The organism is Echinicola arenosa, assembly GCF_014841125.1.
GTDB classification, from domain to species: Bacteria; Bacteroidota; Bacteroidia; order Cytophagales; family Cyclobacteriaceae; genus Echinicola; species Echinicola arenosa.
In genome coordinates this window covers 753041-774817 of sequence record NZ_JACYTQ010000003.1, presented here as the reverse complement: position 1 = coordinate 774817, position 21777 = coordinate 753041, and the positions used below count along the sequence as shown (strand labels likewise).

Here is a 21777-nt window from a genome sequence, read left to right as displayed (position 1 = left end):
ATAAACCAGCACCTTTAACAACATCTTGGGATGATAGCTGCTGGACCCGTTCTCTGAGTATCGGCTATACACCTCACTCAGATCTATCCGCTCAATGATCTGGTGAACAACACGGCCTGGATGCTGGGCTGGAATCAATTCCTCCAAACTTGGGGGAAGGAACATCAGCTGGTTGGGATTGTAGTCTTTAAAAGCTACATTTAAGTCTTGTTTTTTCACACCTCAAAATATCCATTTTGAGTTAAACAGGAAAGGCTAGCCGAGAAATCAGCTAGCCTTTTAAACTATCTACTTTTGAGACAGCCTCTTTTTAATGGTCAACCAAAGAGCATACTTTTCAAGGAAGGAATACAGGACAGATCAGAATAGTTTTTTTTAAAATATTTTTGAAATTTAGCTTCATTAGAATTCCTTTTTCAAACCCCTGGTGTTAGTAAAGTTTTGTAACCAAAATAATCTATACTAACATGATTTTTACTTTTATTCACCAAGTAAAGAAAGTAGGATTAGCCTACTTTCTGACATTCCTATTGACGGGATTTATTATCCATCAGAATACGGCTCAAACTTTGGCCTTTCCAGGAGCTGAAGGAGTTGGACGGTTTTCAGAAGGCGGCCGAAATGGAGCTGTGTACATAGTCACCAACCTTAATGATTCAGGACCGGGCTCTTTTAGGGATGCCGTCAGTCAGCCTAATCGGATTGTTGTATTTGAAGTAGGTGGAATAATACAGACGGAATCTAGAATCATAGTCGCCAGAAATGTAACCATCGCAGGCCAGACAGCTCCTGGGGATGGGGTGGTGATCTATGGAGATGGGATTACCTTTACACAAGCGAGTAATTCAATTGTACGTTATCTTAGGGTAAGGATGGGTCGATATGGGACCAGTGGAGCAGATGCCATGACCATGACTGATAATGCCAATAACCTCATTTTTGATCATGTTTCTGCGAGTTGGGGTAGGGATGAAACCTTTTCTATCACTGGTCATGCTGATAGCATTACCATCCAAAACAGTATCATTTCCCAGGGGTTGGAGACACATTCCTGCGGTGGCTTGATGGAGCCATCAGGGGTGGTGAGTCTTTTCAGGAATTTGTACATTGATAATAATACCCGGAATCCCAAAGTTAAAAACCGTAATCAGTTTGTCAACAATGTTGTTTACAATTGGGGACGTGGTGGAGGATATATTATGGGGGGATCCAGCGCTGAATCCCGTGTGAATATCGTCAACAACTACTATATTGACGGGCCCAGCACAAGTATCAGACCTTTTTCTCGTGGAACAGAATCTTTCATCCCCTATGTGGAAGGAAATTATCACGATGGGAATTTAAATGGGATGCTGGATGGTAGTCTGGTCGAGCGATCCGCGTATGATGGGATTACTACTTTTGCTGATAGTCCTTATGGCTATGATTTTCCCGAACAGGTGATGACCGCCCAAGAAAGCTATGCCTATGTATTGGAAAATGTGGGTGCCAATTATCCTCGGAGAGATCAAGTGGATGAATTCCTAATGACTGAGTTGACTAGTCTTGGCCTGGAGGGAAAATTAATTTCCAATGAAAGGGAATTGCCAACGGGGGGACCAGGTCAGGTTTTTGGTGCTCCGGCCAAAACTGATAGCGATAGGGATGGGATACCTGATGATTGGGAGACCGCCAATGGACTTGATCCTAGTGATGCATCGGATGCCATGCAGATTGGGGTGGATGGATACACCAACATTGAACATTATATCAATGGGATCCTGGAACAATCACCTGAAGATTTTTTAAGGCCGATCAGTGCGTTATCTTTTGATGATGTAAGCCCTTATTCTGTTGTGCTGGATTGGGTAAATAATGATAGCCGGTACGAAGGAATCGTATTGGAAAGGGCAATAGGTAGTGGGGACTTTATTGTGTTGGATAGCTTAGCTGGGAATCCTAGCGAATTATTGATAGAAGGCCTTAGCCCAAATACAAATTATCGGTTTAGATTGAAACCATTTGGTGGTATTTTAACAGCTGTTCCTTCCGAAGCTTTGAACGTCAAAACCATTCCGGTTCCCTCCGCTCCAGCTGAGACTATCCTAAATTATCCCAAAGATGGTTTTGGTTTTGCAGACACGACTTCCTTGGAGCTAAGGTGGACAGGAAGTGAAAACACCGATTTTTATTTACTTTATAAAGGCAACAATCCTGAAAATTTGGAGCTGATAGATTCCTTAACCACCAATGAATACCAATTGACGGATTTAATGTCCGATCAAACCTACTTCTGGAAAGTGGATGCAGGAAATGAGTTGGGACTCACAGAGGGTGCCGTCTGGTCTTTTACCACTCGTCCTTATATCGCCCGAGGTTTGGTAGGAGCTTGGTTGATGGATCATGAAGAAGGAACTTTGGTGGCGGATAGCAGCACGTTCATTCATGATGGAGAAATCAATGAACTCAACGATTTTTCTTGGGCAGAAGGAAAGGTTAATAATGCATTGGACTTCAACAATGCAGAAAATCCTTCTCATGTTTTTGTTCCCCATGCAGATCAGCTGTATTTTGATGAGCATTCATTTGCCATCTCCATGTGGCTTAAATCTTCTAACCCTACTTCTCAATCATACCTGATTCACAAGGGAACCTTTTCAGCCAATGCGACCACAGGAGGTACGGGGCAATGGTACGGTATAGAGATCAAGGACGGTAATCTCCGTTTTGCGGTGGATGATAATGAAGACAAAACAGAGCTTTCTACCACTGCTGATCCTATTTTCTCAGGAGAATGGACGCATTTAGTGGCCATTAGAGATCGTCAGGAAGGTGTTTTGAAAGTTTACATCAATGGCGAAAAAGTTAATGAAACCAATGATCGAACTAAAAATAGCATTGGTCAGCTTGAACCCATCATTTTAGGAAATTCCAATGGATTTGGTACCCCATTCAGGGGATATATTGATGAAGTGAAACTCTTTAACAAGCGACTTACAGATCAAGAAGTGCTCGAACTTTTCCACACCCTTCCTACACCTATTAAGGCTTTTTCACCATCATTAACTGAGGGTCAAGTACTAGAAGGATATGGAGATACGGTCACGGTGAGTTGGAAAGGAGGGGTGAACACCACAAGTTATCAGATTTACTTAGGTGAAGAAAGTACAGCGCTGGAGCTTATAGGAAGTACATCTGTGAACGAACCTAATTTCGAACTTCTTAGTTTAGCGGCCAATAAAACCTATTTCTGGAGAGTGGATGCTTTGGGTCCAAAAGGTACCACTACCGGTGATGTCTGGTCGTTCAAGGCAGCAGCTCCTGCAAGTTTGGTAGGGCATTGGAAAATGGACGAGCAGACGGGGACTTTGGTGGAAGATTATAGTGATTATAAGCAGGATGCAATGGCGCAGGGTTTTGCTGGTACCGATAGGGTTGTTGGGAAATTTGGTCAGGCCTATCAATTTGACAGTCCGTCATCCACGGCTTCGATTAACGTTCCGAATGCAGATCACCTGCTGTTTGACGAGACTTCCTTTACCATTTCCTTGTGGGTGAAAATACCTGAAGATACGTATCGCTATAATAATAATATGGACAGTTACTTGATTCATAAGGGTAGTTTTGCGGACAATTGGTATGGTATCCAATTGCGGGACGGAAACCTCACTTTTGCCATAGACGATGATCGGACCAAAACCTCTATCACCACCTCGGTAAGTAACAGTTCTTCACACCCGCTTTTTACAGACGAATGGGTACATCTGGTCGCAATTCGGGACAAAGAAAACAAAAAATTGAAATTCTATCTCAACGGTGAACAAACGGCAGAGACGAATTATTTTACGGGTAAAACAGGGAAAGCAAGTCCAGTAAGACTGGGTAATTCTGATGAAAATAAACCTTTCAGGGATAGAATGGATGATGTGCGGTTATACAACTATGCCTTAAAACCTGCTGAAATCGAAGCCTTATTCCATGCTTACCCGAAACTTGAGGTAGTTTACAAGAATGGCGACATTGATCAGCTTCAAGATAATCAAATTCGTCCCAACTTTAAGTTGGTCAATAAGGATACTTTGGCGGTAGATCTTCAGGATATAACAGCCAGGTATTGGTTTACACCGGAAAATAGCACTTCGATTCAAACTAGATTGGATTATGCTGCTTTGGGATCAAATCAGGTTAATATGAATTATGTGGCTTTGTCCGAACCTAGAACAGGCGCTTTTGGCTATGTAGAGTATACGTTTCAAGCGGAAAGTATGCTAGGTCTTGGAGCTGATTCAGGCGAGATCAAAGCAGGAATTTTTGATAATGATTGGTCTGATTTTGATGAATATAATGATCATTCCATGATGGAAGCGGGTGATTTTACGATAAATCCTCACATAACCTTGTATCAAGGAGAAAGTTTGATTTGGGGTAATGAGCCGCAGCCAGAAGCTCCAGAAAGAAAAGCCAAAGTTTACTTAAAGCATCACTCATCCAGTCACAATACACTCAAAAAGTCATTCAACTTAGTAAATGATGGAAATGTACCATTGGAATATGAGGGATTAAGCTTCAGGTATTGGTTTACCAAAGATGGTGAGGGCACTTTAGGACTAAAGGTAGATTATGCTGCTTTAGGAAAACAAAATATCCAAGGAACCTTTATGGAAGTATCAGGTGACCATGAAGGAGCAGACCATTATTTGTCCTTACAAATAGATGAATCCATCGATAAACTACCTCCTCTGAGTGAAACAGGTCAAATATCAATCAGGATTACCAAATCGAACTGGGCAGATTTTGTGATGGAGAATGATTATTCTAACAGCAGTGAAACGGATTGGGTTTTGGAAGATCATGTTACCGTTTACTATTATGGTAAATTGATCTTTGGTGAAGAGCCATCGGTGGGATCAAATGATCAGATGGGAAATAGGATGCTAGTGGATGAAAATTATGAAGAAGTAGAAAATATCAATGAGAGAGTACTGATCAAAGTTTTCCCTAATCCAAGCAAAGGTATGATCAAATTATATTTACCAAGTGATGTTTCTGAACCAGTTGATGTAAGTATTTATGATGTAAATGGGCTGAAAAAAATCCAGAAATCAATTGATGAAAGTGTGTCAACTTGGGATATCAGTGAATATTCATCTGGTATTTATTTTATGTATGTGAATATTAAGGGAGAACGCATCGTTCATAAGATTATCAAAAATTGATGTATTAAATGATTTTCATAATTCATTTATAGGTTTTAAGAAATCCGGTTCTTGTTAGGACCGGATTTCTGTTTTTATTGAATTGTAGCCTGAGAGTTTTGCTAGAACAAATATTTTTTGCGGCATCAATTCTGAACATCCCCTTAGTAAATATGGATCAGATCTACTTTACTCTGCTTAAAATGCTTTAAATAACCAGGATAGGTTGTGAGAGGATAAAACAGATTTTTTTAAGGGGGTAAAAACGGGTATGATCTGTACATAATGAGAATTGAATTACACAAAAAAAGCAACCAACCATATCAATTGAAATGAATAATTTGAAGAAAAATCAATTAGCCCTCATTCTATTTTGCCCTCTTATTTTAAATGGCTGTATCACTTCTCTGGAATTGAAAAATGAAGAAGAGGCCGGAATGGAGGAACGACTGACCTGTATGGTCGATGGGGAACCTTTTGAAGCAGCCAACGGACAAGGTTTGCTAGCAGTAGACTTTGTTATGGTCGATATGGTGGAGAAGGAAAACACTTTTTTAATGACATTATATGCAGTGGATCTACCGGATGAAGGAGGAGCCAGGGCCGTTGGATTTAAATTAGGAGGAATTGATATCAATGACCTTCAAGTTGGAGATACTTTTGATGATTGGAAGTTGGAAACAGATTCTGGAGAATACCTCGGTGTGTTGGGAGCAGTGGAAGAAAGACCCTCCGTTCAATCTGAGGAATACACCTTGAAGGCCAGTTCAAACCATACCAAAGAAATTAAACTTACCATCACTGAGATTGATTATCAAGCAAAGACCATGTCAGGCACTTTTAATTTTAAGGCCTTGGATGATGAAAAAAATATTGAAGTCGAAGTTTCGGAAGGAAGTTTCCAAAATATATCATGGGCAGATTGATAAATACTAACACTAGTACCAACTTATCCAGTTTGAAAATGTAGTTTAGTAAACTTTAAGCTAAAATTGAACCTTCCCTTGTATTGAAAAACGGAGAATTTAAAGACAAATAATTCCAGCTTTATCACCTAACAGCAATAAAAGCGGCTTGAGTATTTTACTTGGCCGCTTTTTACGTTTTAAACATTTTTGATCAGATAGTATTTCCCTGGATAGAGCTCAATGGATTATAAGTTTAATTGGAACGAAATATTAAGTCAATATTAGGACTGTAAGAAGTAATGGATATTGAAAACACTGAGAATCATTTGACCAAAACTTTCTTATCTTGGAAAGTAAGTGGATGAATTCCGATAGAAAAATAACCTATGAAAAAGATTATTCCCCTTTTAACTGGTCTACTTCTTTTAGGAGTTTGGGCATTTACTGACTCCCAAGAAAAACCAAAAGCCAAACAAGTTCCCAATATACTTTTTGCCATCATGGATGACGTGACTTATATGCATATGGGGGCTTATGGCTGTGATTGGGTGAAAACGCCCAATTTTGATAGAATTGCAGCGGAGGGGATTCTCTTTAATAATGCCTACACACCGAATGCCAAATGTGCCCCTTCCCGTTCTAATATTCTCACTGGTAGGAATTCTTGGCAATTGGAGGAGGCAGCTAATCATTGGCCCTATTTTCCGGCCAAATTCAAGACCTTTGCCGAGGTGCTGGATGAACATGGCTATCATGTGGGTTATACTGGAAAGGGCTGGGCCCCTGGAGTAGCCAAGCATGAAGATGGAAGTCCTAGAAACCTTTTGGTCCACAATTACAGTGAGCTCAAAACCACTCCTCCAACTCCCCAGATAAGCAACGTGGACTATGCCGGAAATTTTGAAGCTTTTTTAAACGAAAAAAATGATGATGAGCCTTTTTTCTTTTGGTATGGAGGGTTGGAACCGCATAGGGGCTATGAATATGGTTCTGGTATTGATAAAGGGGGAAAATCGATTCATGATGTTGGGGATGATCAGGTATATAGTTTTTGGCCAAGCAAAGATTCTGTGAAGACTGATTTACTCGACTATGCCTATGAGATAGAATACTTTGACAAGCAACTTGGTAAGATGCTGGATGAACTGGAAAAACGTGGAGAATTGGAAAATACACTTATTGTTGTCACCTCGGATAATGGCATGCCATTTCCCAGAATTAAGGGGCAAGAGTACGAATACTCCAACCATTTGCCGCTAGCAGTGAGGTGGGGTGATGGTATCTCAACAGCAGGAAGAAAAATTGATGATTTTATTAGTTTCATAGATTTTGCTCCAACATTTCTGGAGTTGGCAGGAATTAAAGAGAAGGAAAGTGGGATGAAGAACATTACGGGTAATAGTTTCACTGATATCCTTTATTCGAGCAAATCCAAGCAAGTGGATCCAAAGAGAGATCATGTTTTGATCGGTAAGGAAAGACATGATGTAGGGAGGCCCGAAGATCATGGATATCCTATAAGGGGGATTGTCAAAGGTGACCTACTTTATTTACAAAATTTCGAACCGGATAGGTGGCCAGCTGGTAATCCTAAAACAGGGTACCTCAATACTGATGGCGGTGCTACCAAAACGGTTTGTCTTAATTCCATCTATAATGAAAGTACATTTCAATATTGGGCCTGGTCGTTTGGAAAGCGTCCTGCTGAAGAGCTTTACAATATTAATGAGGATCCAGATTGTATCCATAACCTTGCGGACAATGGCCATTTCAAAAAAGAAAAAGATGCTTTAAAGAAGAAACTTTTCAAAGAATTAAAAGCACAGGCTGATCCCAGAATGTATGGAAAAGGAAATGTTTTTGATGCATACAAGTATGCAGACCAGAGTGGAATTGACTTTTATTCAAGGTACATGGATGGAGAAGAAATGCGTGCAGGATGGGTAAATAAAAATGATTTTCAGAACTTGGAAAAATTGAAACCTATCTTGATGAATTAGCTAAATAGGGGTAGTGTCAGTAGGGCTGAATATTAGAGTTTTTTAATAGGCTATCGTAACATTAATTCTGAATAAATCTTTTAATGAGCGTCTTGATTTTGTAAATGAATGGCTTTTCTGTGTTATCATTCTAAAGTCAGTCTTTGAATTTTGACTTTTTTCTATGTTTTAATGAATTAAATTAATATTTTAAATTATTGAATTTTAGGAGGTTAGTCTGATGTTTCTGATGAAAATTCAATTTTTATTCTTTGAGTCTTTACAAATCAACACAAACTATAAATTAAGACCACTTATGAAAAAAGCTATTTTTGCCCTTCTATTTTTAACCTTACTGGGTATGATTGGTGCTCAGGCACAAACGGTATCGGAACCTATAGAGATTCTTGAAAAAGGAATTTTCAAGAAGAAAGTATACAAAAAATGTGAAATCGAGATGGAGCCGACCCAATTGATCAAGCTCTTTCAAAATGATCCGGCCATGAAAGATTATGTCAAACCGATTGCCGGAAATTACCTGATCTCTAAATTGCTCAGCGCCACAGCTGTAGTGTTGGTGTCTTACCCATTATTAAATTCCCTTAGTGATGACCATGATCCCAATTGGAACCTTGCCTATATCGCGGCAGGTTGCGCCGTCGCTTCCATTCCTTTTCAGAAATGGTTTGAAAAAAATGCCGACGAGGCGGTAGCTTATTACAATTCCGGCTATCAGGCCCGCACCGATTATCAACCCACTCTGAATGTACAAATAGGCAATCATGGTCTAGGCTTGGCCTTCAAATTCTAACCTTCATTAAGCACTAATAATGATGAAAATAATTAAAAAAATATTGAATATCTACCTGTTGACTATCTTGATGCTAAGCCTATCCATCAGTTCCTCGTTTGCACAGGAAAGTCCCTTGAAATTGGCTTCAGACCAGTGGCCTCCTTTTACAGACACTGACCCAAATTCCGCTGTGGCCTTGAACTTGGTGAGAGAAGCACTCAGAAGGATTAACGTGGAAACGGAGGTGACCATACAGGATTTTGAGGATGTTATGACAGGGATAGAACACAATAGTTTTGATGGAAGTGCCGCTTTGTGGATGACGGGTGATCGTGAAAACTTTTTGCTGTTTTCCAATGCTTATATGCAAAATCAATTGGTACTGGTAGGCAAAAGAGGACAAGATGTTGATCTATTGGCCATGAATGGCTTAGCAAATCGGAGTTTGGGCTTGGTAGATGGCTATGCCTATAATCGTGATTTTGAAAACGTCGATGATGTTACCCTAATACACAGTAATTCCGACGAGGAAAATTTTCAAAAACTCTTAAATGATGAAGTGGATTGCATATTGGTGGATGCACTTTTGATTGAATACCTCTTGAAAGACCAAAGTGAAGAGGTTCGGGAGCATCTGGTCATCAGTAAAAGGTCCTTTATAATCAAGCCTCTTTATTTTGCCCTTCGCAAGGACCTTCCGGGAGCTGAAAAGATCATCAAACAATTTAATAAGGAGATAAAAAAAATGGCCAATGACGGGACTTATCATCAACTGTTGGGCTTGGATTGGTTGGCCATGGATATGAACAATGACGGCATAGCAGAATTGATACCAAAAGGCAAAGTGATAGGAACAGTTCCACCACTTTCATCTTATATGGTCTATGCAGATGGAGAAGAAAAACCCACTTCCATGAAATACTATGTGGGCGGAAAATATTATGATAGTTGGGAGGATATTCCTGAGAAACATAAGGGCACAGTCAATGTTTCTACATCTCCAGATGCGAGCAATCCTGGAATAAGGGTTAATTTCAAATAAGTTATTGGTAATCAGTTGGTTTTGATGTATTTTTTGAGTTGAAAATATTAAATTATGAAACAGAATAGAACAAACTTTAGATATTATGAAGCAAATTAAAAATTTGTCAATGCTCCTGATGATGTTTTTTGGCATTGTTGGATTTCATCAGGAGGTAATGGCACAAGAAGAGAAAAACGATGTGATTGTCAAGATGGATGGGAAAAAAATGGAGGGAAAGGTGACCAGTATGGGAACCAGTTCCATTAAGTTTAAATATGCTGGAGAAGATCTAGAATATGAGGTAAATAAAGATGAAATTAATAAAATTGAATTTGCAAGTGGAAGGGTAGAGGTAGTCAACGAGGTGGTCGTGGCTGCCCCCGTCTCCGCAACTCCAAAAGTAAGTGCAGAAGAGAGGCGAAATAAACTAGCGGTGCTGCCCTTTGAAATCATTACCAATGACCAAGGGATGATGGTCGATGCGATCAGGGCTCAAGCACAAAACGAGTGTGCCAATTCTTTCATCAAGAATACTTCTTTGATCACTGTTCAGGATCCAATGATAACCAATTCGATATTACAAAAAAATGGAATAGATGCGAATCACTTGGCTACTGCTGCCAATCCCAAGGAAATAGCTGAGTTATTGGGGGTAGAATATGTAGTTTTCGGCACTTCGGATATTGAAAACAAAGGAACGGTTACTTATGGTAGTTCTGCTACTACTTACAAAGAAAAAGAGAAGGAGAAAGATCGGAGGAACAATGAAACCAAAGGAACGGTAGTTTCTTCAGGAAGCTCCAGTACTACTGTAGATTATGATACTAGGGTTTCATTAAAGATATTTAATGACAAAGGGCAAAGTGTTTTTTCAGACTCTAGGGATGCTTTTGGTAGTGACACTGACTCTTATACCAGTTCCCTGAGCTACATGATCAAAAGAACTCCATGGGGAAGCAAACATAAATAGATTCCGAGATACTTGTTGAATATGGGTTCCCTAATGTTTTAGGGGACCTTATTTTGTTTACCTGTATGTTTCATTTTCCATCAGGAGGATACTTTTATGAAGAAAAGTATAAGAGTTGTTCTAATAGTTCTTAGCTGTCTATTGCTTATAATAGTAGGAGCCTTTTTTTTGACTAATTCTTTTCTTGATCAAAATGGAATCAGCTTTGGAGATGTTGACTTTGATTTTTCGGGAGCAATAGAAGTGTCTGATATCAGTGTAGATCAGTCGGAATTGAGCATAGAAGCAAAATCATTAAGCCTGAATTGGCATTGGAGTGATTTATGGAACAAAAAACTTGAAGGAGACTTTTTAAAATTATCTGATGCAACTATTCATTACCTGAATACTGGAAAGGCTCAAGACACGGGAGATTCTTACATCCCTAAAATTCAGTTAAAGCATATTGATCTTAAAAATATCTACTTTACTTATGTTGATGATCAGGATACCATCAGTTGGTCTGTTGATGCGGCAAAGTTAACGAGAGTGGATTTTGATCAAGAATTGATCATTGATTCCTTAATCCTCAATGGAACCAAGGGGTACTTAAGATTTGGAGAGAATATAAATAAGAATATTGAAGAAAACATTGGAATAGGAGGACTGCCAACTTTTAAATCCAAGGTGGTTGATATTCAAAATGGAGAGATTTTAATGGTCCATGCGGCTCGGGAATATAAGTTGAACGATATTTCATTAAAGGTGGAGGATTTGAGTGGAGCTGAAATATGGAAGACCCAACTTAATGAATTGAGTTTGGTCTATCAGGATACAGTGCAATTAAGCCTGAATTGGCAGGGTTTAGTAGTTAATGGTGAAACTTCAGCTAAAATGGATGGTTTATCCTTTAAAATTCCTGGTATTCAATTCCAAGTCGACAAATTCAACTTTGCTAATAATCTTGGTTTGGAAGCTGATGTTATCATCAGTGAAGGACAAATTGATACCTATTGGCTACAGCAATTCTTTCCAGATTTGGATTGGCCCTTTAAGGAAAATAAAACTGTAGATTTTAAAGGACAAATACATTATGAGAATAGCAGTTTGGACTTTCAAGGTTTTCAGTTTGGTTTTGCAAATCACTCCACCATTTCACTGGGAGGAAAAGTAGGAGATTGGCAAAGCAGTTTGGCCGTGGAACTCAATGAGATAAAGTTAAGCACAACCCTTTTTGACTTGTTAGGATTTTTGGAAGTTGAAATTCCAAAAGATCAAAAAAACTGGCCAATTAGTGGAGATTTTAGCCTTATCGAAAATGAAAGTAACTATTTACTTGATGGGAACTTGTCATTAAATCATACCTCATTTTCTATTGGTACTACTTTAAGTTTAAAAGAAGATCATACTGCCTTGATTGATTTTGAGCTTATTTCTGGCAAGTTTTTTCTTGAAGATCTATTGAACTCTGAATATAGTTTTCAAAGTTCTCCCATTTACCTTTCTGGACAAACCTCAATAGCAGGAAGTGAAGGGTTCTCAGATTTTCAAGGGAGTTTTAAAAGCGATACGCTGAGTGTCCAAGGCTATGGATTTAAGAACCCATCAGTGAGCGTTTCGAGAGAAGGAAAAACTGCCCACCTGGAAATCAAATATGGTTCTGAAGAAGAATATAGCCTTGATCTTTCCTCTTTAAATCTGCAGCATGATTTTAGTATGGGTAGCTTCTCAGGAGAATTGAAAGGTAAGCTGCCTCTTTTGATGGTGCCTGATCAGCAAGCAGGAGAAATAAAAGGTAAGCTCAATGGTGAATTTCGCTTGAAAGATGGCCAGCAACTTTTGGCTATGGATGTAGATAGTCTTATTTTTTACCCCGCTTCTTACGATACAAATTATTTATTAAATGCCCATGTGATGTTCGAGAATGCTAAATCTTCATTTAGTGGAGAAATTGGCATTGATGAAAGGCTTGTTTTGAAGGCTAAGGCAGATAAAGCTATTCTGGACTGGTGGGAAACTTCTTCCCGTTGGAATTCTGAGATTCCCGATTTTGACCTTTACCTATCCAGTTCCATAGATTCTTCCTTTTTATCAAGCTTGACCGGGATTCAAGTAGGGGTGGATTTGGAGGAGTTGTCTTTGAACTCAAACCAAGGTGTTTTATTGGGCAAATTGGCATCTTCTTATTTTAGTTATGGGAATATATATGCCAGTGGGATTTCAGCGGATGTCAATTATCAAAGCCAACATGTTGGATCAGAAATTTTCATCAACTCATTAGACGCGGGAGGGACAAAGTTGGATAGTTTGAGTACTATTGTTACCAATGATGAAAGGGGAGTTTACCTTATAGATTTGGAAACCTTACTTCCTGGATTAAAAGATCGTGTTCAGATCGGGTTTGAGTTGGAGTCCTTGACCAAAGGTATTTTGGTTCGTTTTCAAGAACAAGGTGGAATCCGTTGGGGAAGAGAAATTTGGTCACCGGAGATCAACGATGGGATCTATTTTTTAACTGAAAATAAAGATGAAACCAGTCAATTGGCAGTTACCAATGAAGGACAGCGAATCACCTATCGGTCTTCCGTCCATGGCGAGTCTTTTAAGGTTGATTCCTTACTGCTAGACCGGTTGATCAATTCTTTCTATCCGGATATTAATCTTGAAGGAACAGTAAATGGTCATATTTCATCAATTGTGGAAGAAGACGCTACCGTTTTTGAAATCAACGGAAGTGAATTGAAGTACGGAGCTTATGACCTAGGCAGCTTGGTTTTTATTGGATCTTCCTCAAAAGGCAAGGTGGGTATGGACTTGAATTTGTTTTCTCCTTTTGGCGACATCAAGGCTAAGTTAGAAAATAAAGAAGCTGATGGACCTGTAAATCTTGATTTGATAATGGAAGAAGCTAACCTTGGTTTGCTTACAGCACTTTTTCCTGACCAAAGCGAAATTAAACTTTCAGGTATTTCCAATGGAAAAGTGCATGGAACATTTCATGAAGGCCAGCGCAGCATCGAAGGTTTTTTTACTTTTAATAATTCTGAGCTCATATTTGATAAGCCAGGATTTTATATGGCTGTTCCAGAGGATACCATTTTTTTACAAGGTGATGACCTAGTATTTGACCAATTTGTAGTATTGGATAGGGAAGGAGACCAATTGACATTGGATGGTAAGTTAGGACTTGGGCTGCATACCTTCTATGACCTGCAGGTTTTCAGTGAGCATTTTGACCTTGTTAATAAAGAAGAATCGGGCAACATAAAAGGGAAAATGGAAGTGAACACCGACCTTATGATTAAAGGCAGTTCAAAGCAAATGGGGATTACAGGTAGCCTTAACACTGTAGATGGAGCAAAACTTCAATATACTTATGAGGGAACCATAACAACTGATCGTAAGGAAGATGAAGTGATTTTCATGTCGTTTGACCAAAGTTCAAACAAAGATTCCACTTTAATAAATAGGCGAATAAAGGAAAAGAAAGTAATCGATTGGAATGTGGATGTAGCAATTGGGACAACTGATTTATCCCTAATGTTCAATAGTACTTCGCAAGATTATGCACAACTGACTGCCGAGGGAAGTCTTTTTCTCCGAAAAGGAAATGATGAAACACCTTTGGTAACAGGAAAGGTCCAGAGTTTGGGTGGAAATTTGTTTTATCAGGCTCCTATGGTCTCGGATTTGGACCTTAAAATACTTGATGCATCTATTGAATGGTTGGGAGATCTTTATGAACCTCGTTTTACTTTTCATGGGTCAGAGGTATTCAGGATCATAGTGGACAAGGCAATTGTGCCCCAAAGTAAGAGAAACACCAGGATACCGGTAACGGTATTGGCCAAAGTAGAAAATAGTGACCTGGATGATTATGATCTGCAGTTTGATATCAACAGCACCGATCCTGACCTGGCTTCTTATTTAACCAATTTGCCCTTGGATACCCGAAAAACCTATGCTATGAATTTGCTGTTATTTGGAAATTTGGACCCTAGCTTTAGCACAGGAGGTGCCAGTTATATGGAGTCACTGGTATCAAAACTGAATGACATCACTAGGAAGAACATTAAAAATGCGGACTTGACATTTTACGTGAGAAGCGAAGGATCCGCCAATACAACAGATAAGATAGGTTATTCTTTTTCCAAAGGTCTTTTTCATGAAAAGGTCAAGTTTGCCATAGGAGGAAGTCTGGACATGAGTGAAGACCATCCAGATGGAGCTAAGGCTTTTAACCCAATCGGCAGTGTGGAGCTAAGGTATGTCATCAGCACCAAGCCGGAAATAAGTATAATGGCCGCTAGAAAAGATGTCTATCGGGGCATTATTGATGGTAATGTAAATGAATCTTCTTTAGGCTTAAGCTTTCAGAAACGTTATCCAAATTTGTTTAACCGTTTTAAAAGAATGTTTGATCAATGATATTTCGTTACCTGATTTTTAGTTTTATCGCTTTTACATTGGTGGCCTGTTCTGGAACCAAGTCTCTTTCAGAAGGGGAAGTGCTGTACACAGGATCGAAGATTCACATTAACAAAAAAGAATATAAGGAAGACTGGAAGATAAAAAATGATGAGAAAAAGCTGGTGAAAGTATATTGGGACCTTTGGGATGTACCCAATGGTGGAATGATGGGACTTCCTACCATGCGTTTTTTGTCATTTAGGTTATGGTTGTATAATCTTTTTTACAATGAAAAAGAGCAAGGGTTGGCCAAATGGATAAGGGATAATTTTGGGGAAGAACCTATTTTGATCAGTGATGTAAAACCAGACTTTAAGATTCAGAAGGCCATTGAAGATTATGAGAATTTTGGTCATTTTGGTACAACAGGGCGATATGATCTTCATTATAACAGAAAGAAAAATAAAGCCTACATTCACTACAGGTTGACTGTTCCCAAGGTATACCATTATAGGAAGGTGATGTATGATACCAGCGCTTTGGAGGGAAATCTCAAAATACTATTCCTTAACTATCAACCGAAGTCTGTCTTACATGAAAGGGAGGAATTTGATTTGGAAAAGATAAGGTCGGAAAAAACGGGTTTGTGGAATACCATACAAAACAACGGATACTATTATTTAAAAAAAGAAGACGTCTTGGTGATGGCCGATACTACCGTTGGGTATAAGCAAATCGATGTCAAGGTTGGACTAAATGGTGAATTGCCGGATAGTCATTTCAAAAGACAAAAGATCAATGACCTGTCTGTTGCCATTGACACGGCACAGAGGGAAGTGGATGGGTATTACTATTGGCCCTACGGAAAAGTAAAAAAACACCTTTTGGACAAAATGATCCAAGTGAATGAAGGGGAGTATTTTTCTTTGGAAAGGACCAAGCACTCTATGAGGAATTTGGCAGACCTTGGTATATTTAGAAACCCTTCGATTAGTTATGAGGTTCATGAAAATGACTCCTTGGCTTTGGATGCCAATGTGGATTTGATTCCTAAGGATGCATCATTGTTAGGGTTCAATGTCAACGGTAACTATAAGACTACAGGATATATTGGCCCTTCGATTAGTTTGAAATATAATCAGCTCAACTTATTTGGTGGTGCCGAAAATCTTTCAGTAGAGGCAAATACCTATTATGACTTTCCCATTGGTCTTTATAAGGACAGGGTATCCAACTCTTCAGGTTTTGGTATCTTTACCACATTGGATGCTCCTTTGCTTGATCCTCCATTCAAGTTTATCAAAAATGATTTTTCCCTTCCCAAAAAGTATTTGTCGCTTGATTTTGAATATAATAACAGAAGGGATTATTTTACTTTGGCTACTTGGAATGCAGCTTATGGTTTTACTTGGAAAAGTAATTCAAAAGTCACTCATAAACTGGACTTGATCAAGTTGACTTTTTCTGATGTGATCAGAAGTTCGGAGCGATTTGATACTTTAATTAATAATGATCCTTCCTTACAATTGAGTTTGTCCAATCAATTTATCTTGGGTTCAGGTTATACCTATAGATTTGATAATAGTTCGACTGAAAACAAACGATTAGGGACATACTTTGAAGGAAAGGTGGAACTGGCAGGAAATATTTTGAACTTGGCAAGTGGATTGGTTTCTGGAACAGAAGAAGGTTCGAGGAAATTTTTGGGAGTAAAATATTCGCAGTATGCCCGCTTTGAGTATGATTTTAGAGCATATTGGAGAGTCGGTCAATACAGTCATTTAGTGTTTAGAAATCTAGCTGGTTTGGGCTTATCATATGGAAATAGTACCCAAATGCCATTTATTAAAGAGTTTTTTATTGGTGGATCCAATAGCCTCAGACCATTTAACGCTAGAAATGTGGGGCCCGGAAGGTATATAGAGTTGGATGAAGCTGAGGTAAACCAGGTAGGAGATTTAAAATTAGAATGGAACTTGGAATATCGTTTCAAAATCTTCACTAAGCTTAATGGCGCCTTATGGTCTGATGCAGGGAATATATGGCTGCTGGAAGAAGATCCAAATAGGCCTTTTTCCGGAGTGAGATGGGGAAAACTATTTCAGGACAGCTACCTGACATCAGGTGTAGGTTTGCGAATTGACTTAAAGTATTTATTGCTAAGACTCGACTATGGAGCTGTATTATATGCCCCGATATTTATCGATGGATACAAATGGATTTGGGAGAATAAGTTACCACTCCATGGTCCTGTAATTGGATTTGGGTATCCATTCTAAATTTTCTTTATGGAACAATACGTTTTAATATGATTTTTCAACTTACAAATGCTTCATTTTCGTCTATTTGGTGGTTTTAGAAGGATTTGTATTATTTTTTTGATGGATTTCTAGTAGCAGCCCAAAGTACTTCCTTCTTACTTTTGAATCATCTCAACTTGTCGATTTCTTAATTGGATGGTGGGAGGAAGTTAACCTTAAGAACAATAAAACCATTTTATAAATTAACCTTAAACAAATGACTAGAAGTAAACTTTTAGGGCTTTTATCTTTTTGGCTTCTCATGGTTGGTACTGGCGTTCAGGCCCAGCAGTGGAGCCCGAAGGAAGCCCCATTGATGACAAAGTTTGCCAAAGATGTAGACCCGGACAATGTATTGCCTGAATACCCAAGGCCGCAAATGGTCCGAAATGAATGGATGAATTTGAATGGACTATGGCAATATCAACCTGGCACCTGGGAAAATGAACCTTACCCAAAAGGAAAGCTGTCAAGTCAAATTTTAGTCCCATTTGCAGTGGAGTCAGCTCTTTCCGGTGTTATGGAGTCACATGAAAGAATTTGGTACCGCAGGGAGTTTGAAATTCCCAATAATTGGAACGGTCAAAGAATTCATTTGAATTTTGGTGCAGTAGATTATATATGTGAGGTGTTTATCAATGACAAATCAGTTGGCAAGCATCAGGGAGGCTATGATCCTTTTTCTTTTGATATAACCGATTTCTTGACAAAAGGCAAGCAAACCATTACGGTGAAAGTTTATGACCCAACGGTAAAAGAAGGCTATCCAAGAGGTAAACAGACCCTTAACCCGGAAGGAATAATGTACACTTCAGTGACGGGGATTTGGCAGACGGTATGGCTGGAACCTGTTTCTGAATTACACATTGATCAATTCAAAATGGAACCAGATATCGATCAATCTGAGTTGAATTTAACTGTTTTGACCAAAAGGGGAGAAAAGTTATCCTATACCGCTGAAGTGCGTGATGGCAATAAGCTTATTGCCAAGGTAGAGCAAGAGAACATGGCACCAACAGCCATAAAAATTCCAAATCAAAAATTATGGTCTCCAGACAGCCCTTTTCTTTATGAGATGACCATTACCTTGAAGGATGGAGATAAGGTAGTGGATCAAGTGGATACCTATTTTGGGATGCGTAAGATTTCTGTTGAGCAGGAAGGGGATAAGCAACGCATCTATCTCAATAATGAATTCACCTTTCAAATGGGTCCCTTGGATCAAGGATACTGGCCTGATGGTCTGTACACGGCACCGACAGATGAAGCGTTGAAGTATGATTTGGAAATTACCAAAAAGTTGGGGTTCAATATGACCAGAAAGCATATCAAAGTAGAGCCACAAAGATGGTATTACTGGGCTGATAAGTTAGGGCTTATGGTTTGGCAGGATATGCCTTCTCCTAATTCGTATACACACGGAGCCCCAGAACCTAACAAGAAAGCTTTTACCAAAGAATTGATAAGCATGGTGGAGACTCATTGGAATTCACCAAGTATCGTGATGTGGGTCGTCTTCAATGAAAGTCAAGCCCAACACGATACCAAAGAGTATGTTTCAATGGTGAAAGGCTTGGATCCTTCTAGACTGGTCAATGAAGCCAGTGGTGGTGGTGACAGAGGAACTGGAGATGTATTAGATTGGCATAGCTACCCACCTCCAGTGTCTCCGCAAAGTTATTTCAGAGCAACGGCCTGCGGTGAATATGGGGGAATTGGATATCAATTGGCAGATCATATTTGGAATCCGGATGATTTGATGCAATATGTCGCAGTGAAAGACGAAGAAGAATACATGAAAATGTATACAGATTTCACTAAAATGCTAACGGAGTTCAAGACCAATCAAGGGTTAAGTGCAGCGGTTTATACCGAAATTACTGATGTGGAAATAGAACTTAATGGGATCATGACCTATGACCGGATATTAAAGGTAGCTCCTGAAAAAGTAGCTCATGCCAATCAGCAGTTGATCAATGAAAACCTTTTTATCTACACCTTGGTGCCCACCGCCGAAACTGAAAACATTTTCTGGAGTTATACCACTGACCAACCTGCCCAAGACTGGATGAAAGTAGACTTCAATGCAGCTAGTTGGAAGAAAGGCAAAGCTGGATTTGGATCGAAAGGAACTCCAGGAGCTAAAAATGGTACTGCGTGGAATACCGATAATATTTGGTTGAGAAGAACATTTGAATTGGGAGATATCTCAAAAATAACTGAAGATAATCTTAGACTTCGTGTTCATCATGATGATGAATGTGTGGTATACATCAACGGGGTGGAAGCGGCCGTGTTGGATGGTTTCACCACAGGTTATGTGAATGTTGGATTATCGAAAGCCGCAAAAAAAGCATTGAGATCCAATGGTCAAAATGTTATTGCAATCCATTGTAAGCAAAATATAGGAGGACAATACATAGATGCTGGATTATCCATATCCACCGGCGCCAAACCTATTTCAAAAGGTGTGTTGGATAAAGCCAAAGGAAACTAACAGAACCTTTTTAAAGTTAAAGCCTCCAATATCATGTATTTGATGTTGGAGGCTTTTTATTTTATACCTCAGTTCGTTAAATCCGTATTATGCCTTACTGAAAAGGGTTCGCAATTACGCTAGCGACACTATTTCACGGCTTTTAAATCGAAATCGGGTTCTAATGGGCTGATCAGTCTTTTTGGTAGTGATCATAACGGGCAGCCATTTTATTGATCCAATTCTGATGCTTGGTTTTCAGAGATTTAGCTTTTATGCTGTTCTGTTGGATAAGGTTATTTCTTTCAGCTGGATCAGCCGCTAAGTCATAAAGTGCCTCTACTCCTGGATTGGAACCGAGTTGAATTTGAGAGGTGATTGGTCTATTTTCTGGATTATAATCTTCCGCCAATACCAATTTCCAATCTTGATCTATAATCGCCCACTGCTTTCCAAACTGGAAAAACAAAGGAGATTCAGCGGAAGCTGATGGGATGTTTTCAATGATTGGACGAATCAAACTGCTACCATCCAAGTCTAGTTGAGGAACAACATCATTTACCCCTGCAGCTTCTAAGAAAGTAGGAAAGATATCCAGGGTAGAAACCCTGTGCGTGTACAGCTTTTCTTTTGGCAGTCCATTTGGCCAGGAAAGAATCATCGGTACTTTGATTCCCCCTTCATGCATGGTGTATTTGCTTCCGGAAAGGGGGAGGTTATTGGCTCCTGCCAAAGGTTCTCCACCATTGTCTGAAACCAAAATGATCATGGTATTGTCCATTTCACCAGTAGCTTCCAAGGCATCCAGTAATCTGCCGATATTATCATCCAGGCAGTTCAGGTTGGCCAAGAAATACTTTCTCATTTCTTCATCGGAAATTTTACCTACTTGGGTATAGTCCCAATAGTAGTCTTTGTAATTACCATAGCTACTGTTATAGTTGGCTACTTTTTGGACATCCCATTTTTCGAGGTACTCATCAGGTACTTCATGGATCAAATGGTGTACGGCGTTGTAGGATAAGTCTAGGAAGAAAGGCTGATCTGTATTGTTTTGGATAAATTCGATCGCTTTATTCGTGAAAAGTTCAGTGGAATAGGTGTCCTTGAAACTGGTTTTTATGCTATCCACAAAAAGTCTCCCTAAGGAGGCACTGGTGCCATAGGGATCAGGTGTGCTTTTTTCAGTTTCTTCATCCATGAGGAAATAATCATGGGCATGGGCGCTAAATCCGACGAAGGAATCATAGCCATGTTGGTTGGGAAATTCCCTTACCGCTGGATTATGATAATTAGTGCCAAAGTCACTTTTTCCTACTTTGGCGGTTTGATAGCCTGCTTCCTTGAGTGTTTCAGCAATGGTGAGTACATTCTGGGGAAGTCCTGGTGACCAAAACATCTTGGGATCCCATTTTTCCTGATATTGACCGGTATTGATGGCTGCGCGAGACGGGCTGCATACCGGGGCGGTTACATAGGCATTGTCGAATAAAATGCCATTTTGGGCAATCCTATCCATATTGGGGGTTTTGCAGAGATGAGAGACATGGTTATAGGCACTCAGGTCTGCGTAGCCCTGATCGTCTGTCACGATCAGGATGATGTTCGGTTTGGATGTTTTTGCTTCTTTTGATTCGCTGCAAGAGGAGAACAAAATGCTGGCGATCAGTAAGAAACTGAAGAGGGGATATCCCTTGAATTTTTTAGTGTTTATCATGCGGTGTTCAGTACCTTAAGTTATTTTGTAAGGTTTTTTATTTCCTA

The 21777-nt window shown here is 39.4% G+C and carries 11 protein-coding genes; 9 read left to right on the top strand and 2 right to left on the bottom strand.

Going from position 1 to position 21777, the window contains the following annotated elements; all coding sequences use genetic code 11:
• Positions 1–219: transposase (locus tag IFO69_RS12275; protein WP_394354467.1), on the bottom strand; the 219-nt coding region annotated here is incomplete at its 3' end.
• A 248-nt stretch (positions 220–467) separates the two neighbouring features.
• On the opposite strand from IFO69_RS12275, the gene IFO69_RS12270 reads away from it, so the two are divergent.
• The 9 genes from IFO69_RS12270 (at position 468) to IFO69_RS12230 (ending at position 20034) form a co-directional block, all read left to right on the top strand.
• Complete coding sequence (locus tag IFO69_RS12270; protein WP_192010385.1) at positions 468–5195, top strand: LamG-like jellyroll fold domain-containing protein; 4728 nt, start codon at positions 468–470, stop codon at positions 5193–5195.
• Positions 5196–5506: 311 nt separating this feature from the next.
• Positions 5507–6100, top strand: a complete 594-nt coding sequence (locus IFO69_RS12265; RefSeq protein ID WP_192010384.1) for a DUF6252 family protein — start codon at positions 5507–5509, stop codon at positions 6098–6100.
• A gap of 368 nt (positions 6101–6468) precedes the next feature.
• Positions 6469–8082, top strand: a complete 1614-nt coding sequence (locus IFO69_RS12260) for a sulfatase family protein (RefSeq protein ID WP_192010383.1) — start codon at positions 6469–6471, stop codon at positions 8080–8082.
• A gap of 295 nt (positions 8083–8377) precedes the next feature.
• Complete coding sequence (locus IFO69_RS12255) at positions 8378–8872, top strand: hypothetical protein (RefSeq protein ID WP_192010382.1); 495 nt, start codon at positions 8378–8380, stop codon at positions 8870–8872.
• Positions 8873–8891: 19 nt separating this feature from the next.
• Positions 8892–9896: a substrate-binding periplasmic protein gene (locus IFO69_RS12250; RefSeq protein ID WP_192010381.1), complete on the top strand. Its 1005-nt coding sequence runs from the start codon at positions 8892–8894 to the stop codon at positions 9894–9896.
• 85 nt (positions 9897–9981) lie between these two features.
• Positions 9982–10848: a hypothetical protein gene (locus IFO69_RS12245; protein WP_192010380.1), complete on the top strand. Its 867-nt coding sequence runs from the start codon at positions 9982–9984 to the stop codon at positions 10846–10848.
• Between the two features lie 168 nt (positions 10849–11016).
• Positions 11017–15255, top strand: coding sequence for a translocation/assembly module TamB domain-containing protein (locus tag IFO69_RS12240; protein ID WP_192010379.1), 4239 nt, complete (start codon positions 11017–11019; stop codon positions 15253–15255).
• Positions 15252–17516, top strand: coding sequence for a translocation and assembly module lipoprotein TamL (gene tamL / locus IFO69_RS12235; protein WP_192010378.1), 2265 nt, complete (start codon positions 15252–15254; stop codon positions 17514–17516). The genes IFO69_RS12240 and tamL overlap by 4 nt, the downstream gene beginning before the upstream one ends.
• 238 nt (positions 17517–17754) lie before the next feature.
• Complete coding sequence (locus IFO69_RS12230) at positions 17755–20034, top strand: glycoside hydrolase family 2 protein (RefSeq protein WP_225444117.1); 2280 nt, start codon at positions 17755–17757, stop codon at positions 20032–20034.
• A 172-nt stretch (positions 20035–20206) separates the two neighbouring features.
• Here the strand turns inward: IFO69_RS12230 and IFO69_RS12225 are convergent, their stop codons facing one another.
• A complete protein-coding gene (locus IFO69_RS12225; protein WP_192010377.1) occupies positions 20207–21730 on the bottom strand; it encodes a sulfatase family protein in 1524 nt (507 codons plus the stop codon).
• Positions 21731–21777: the final 47 nt, after the last annotated feature.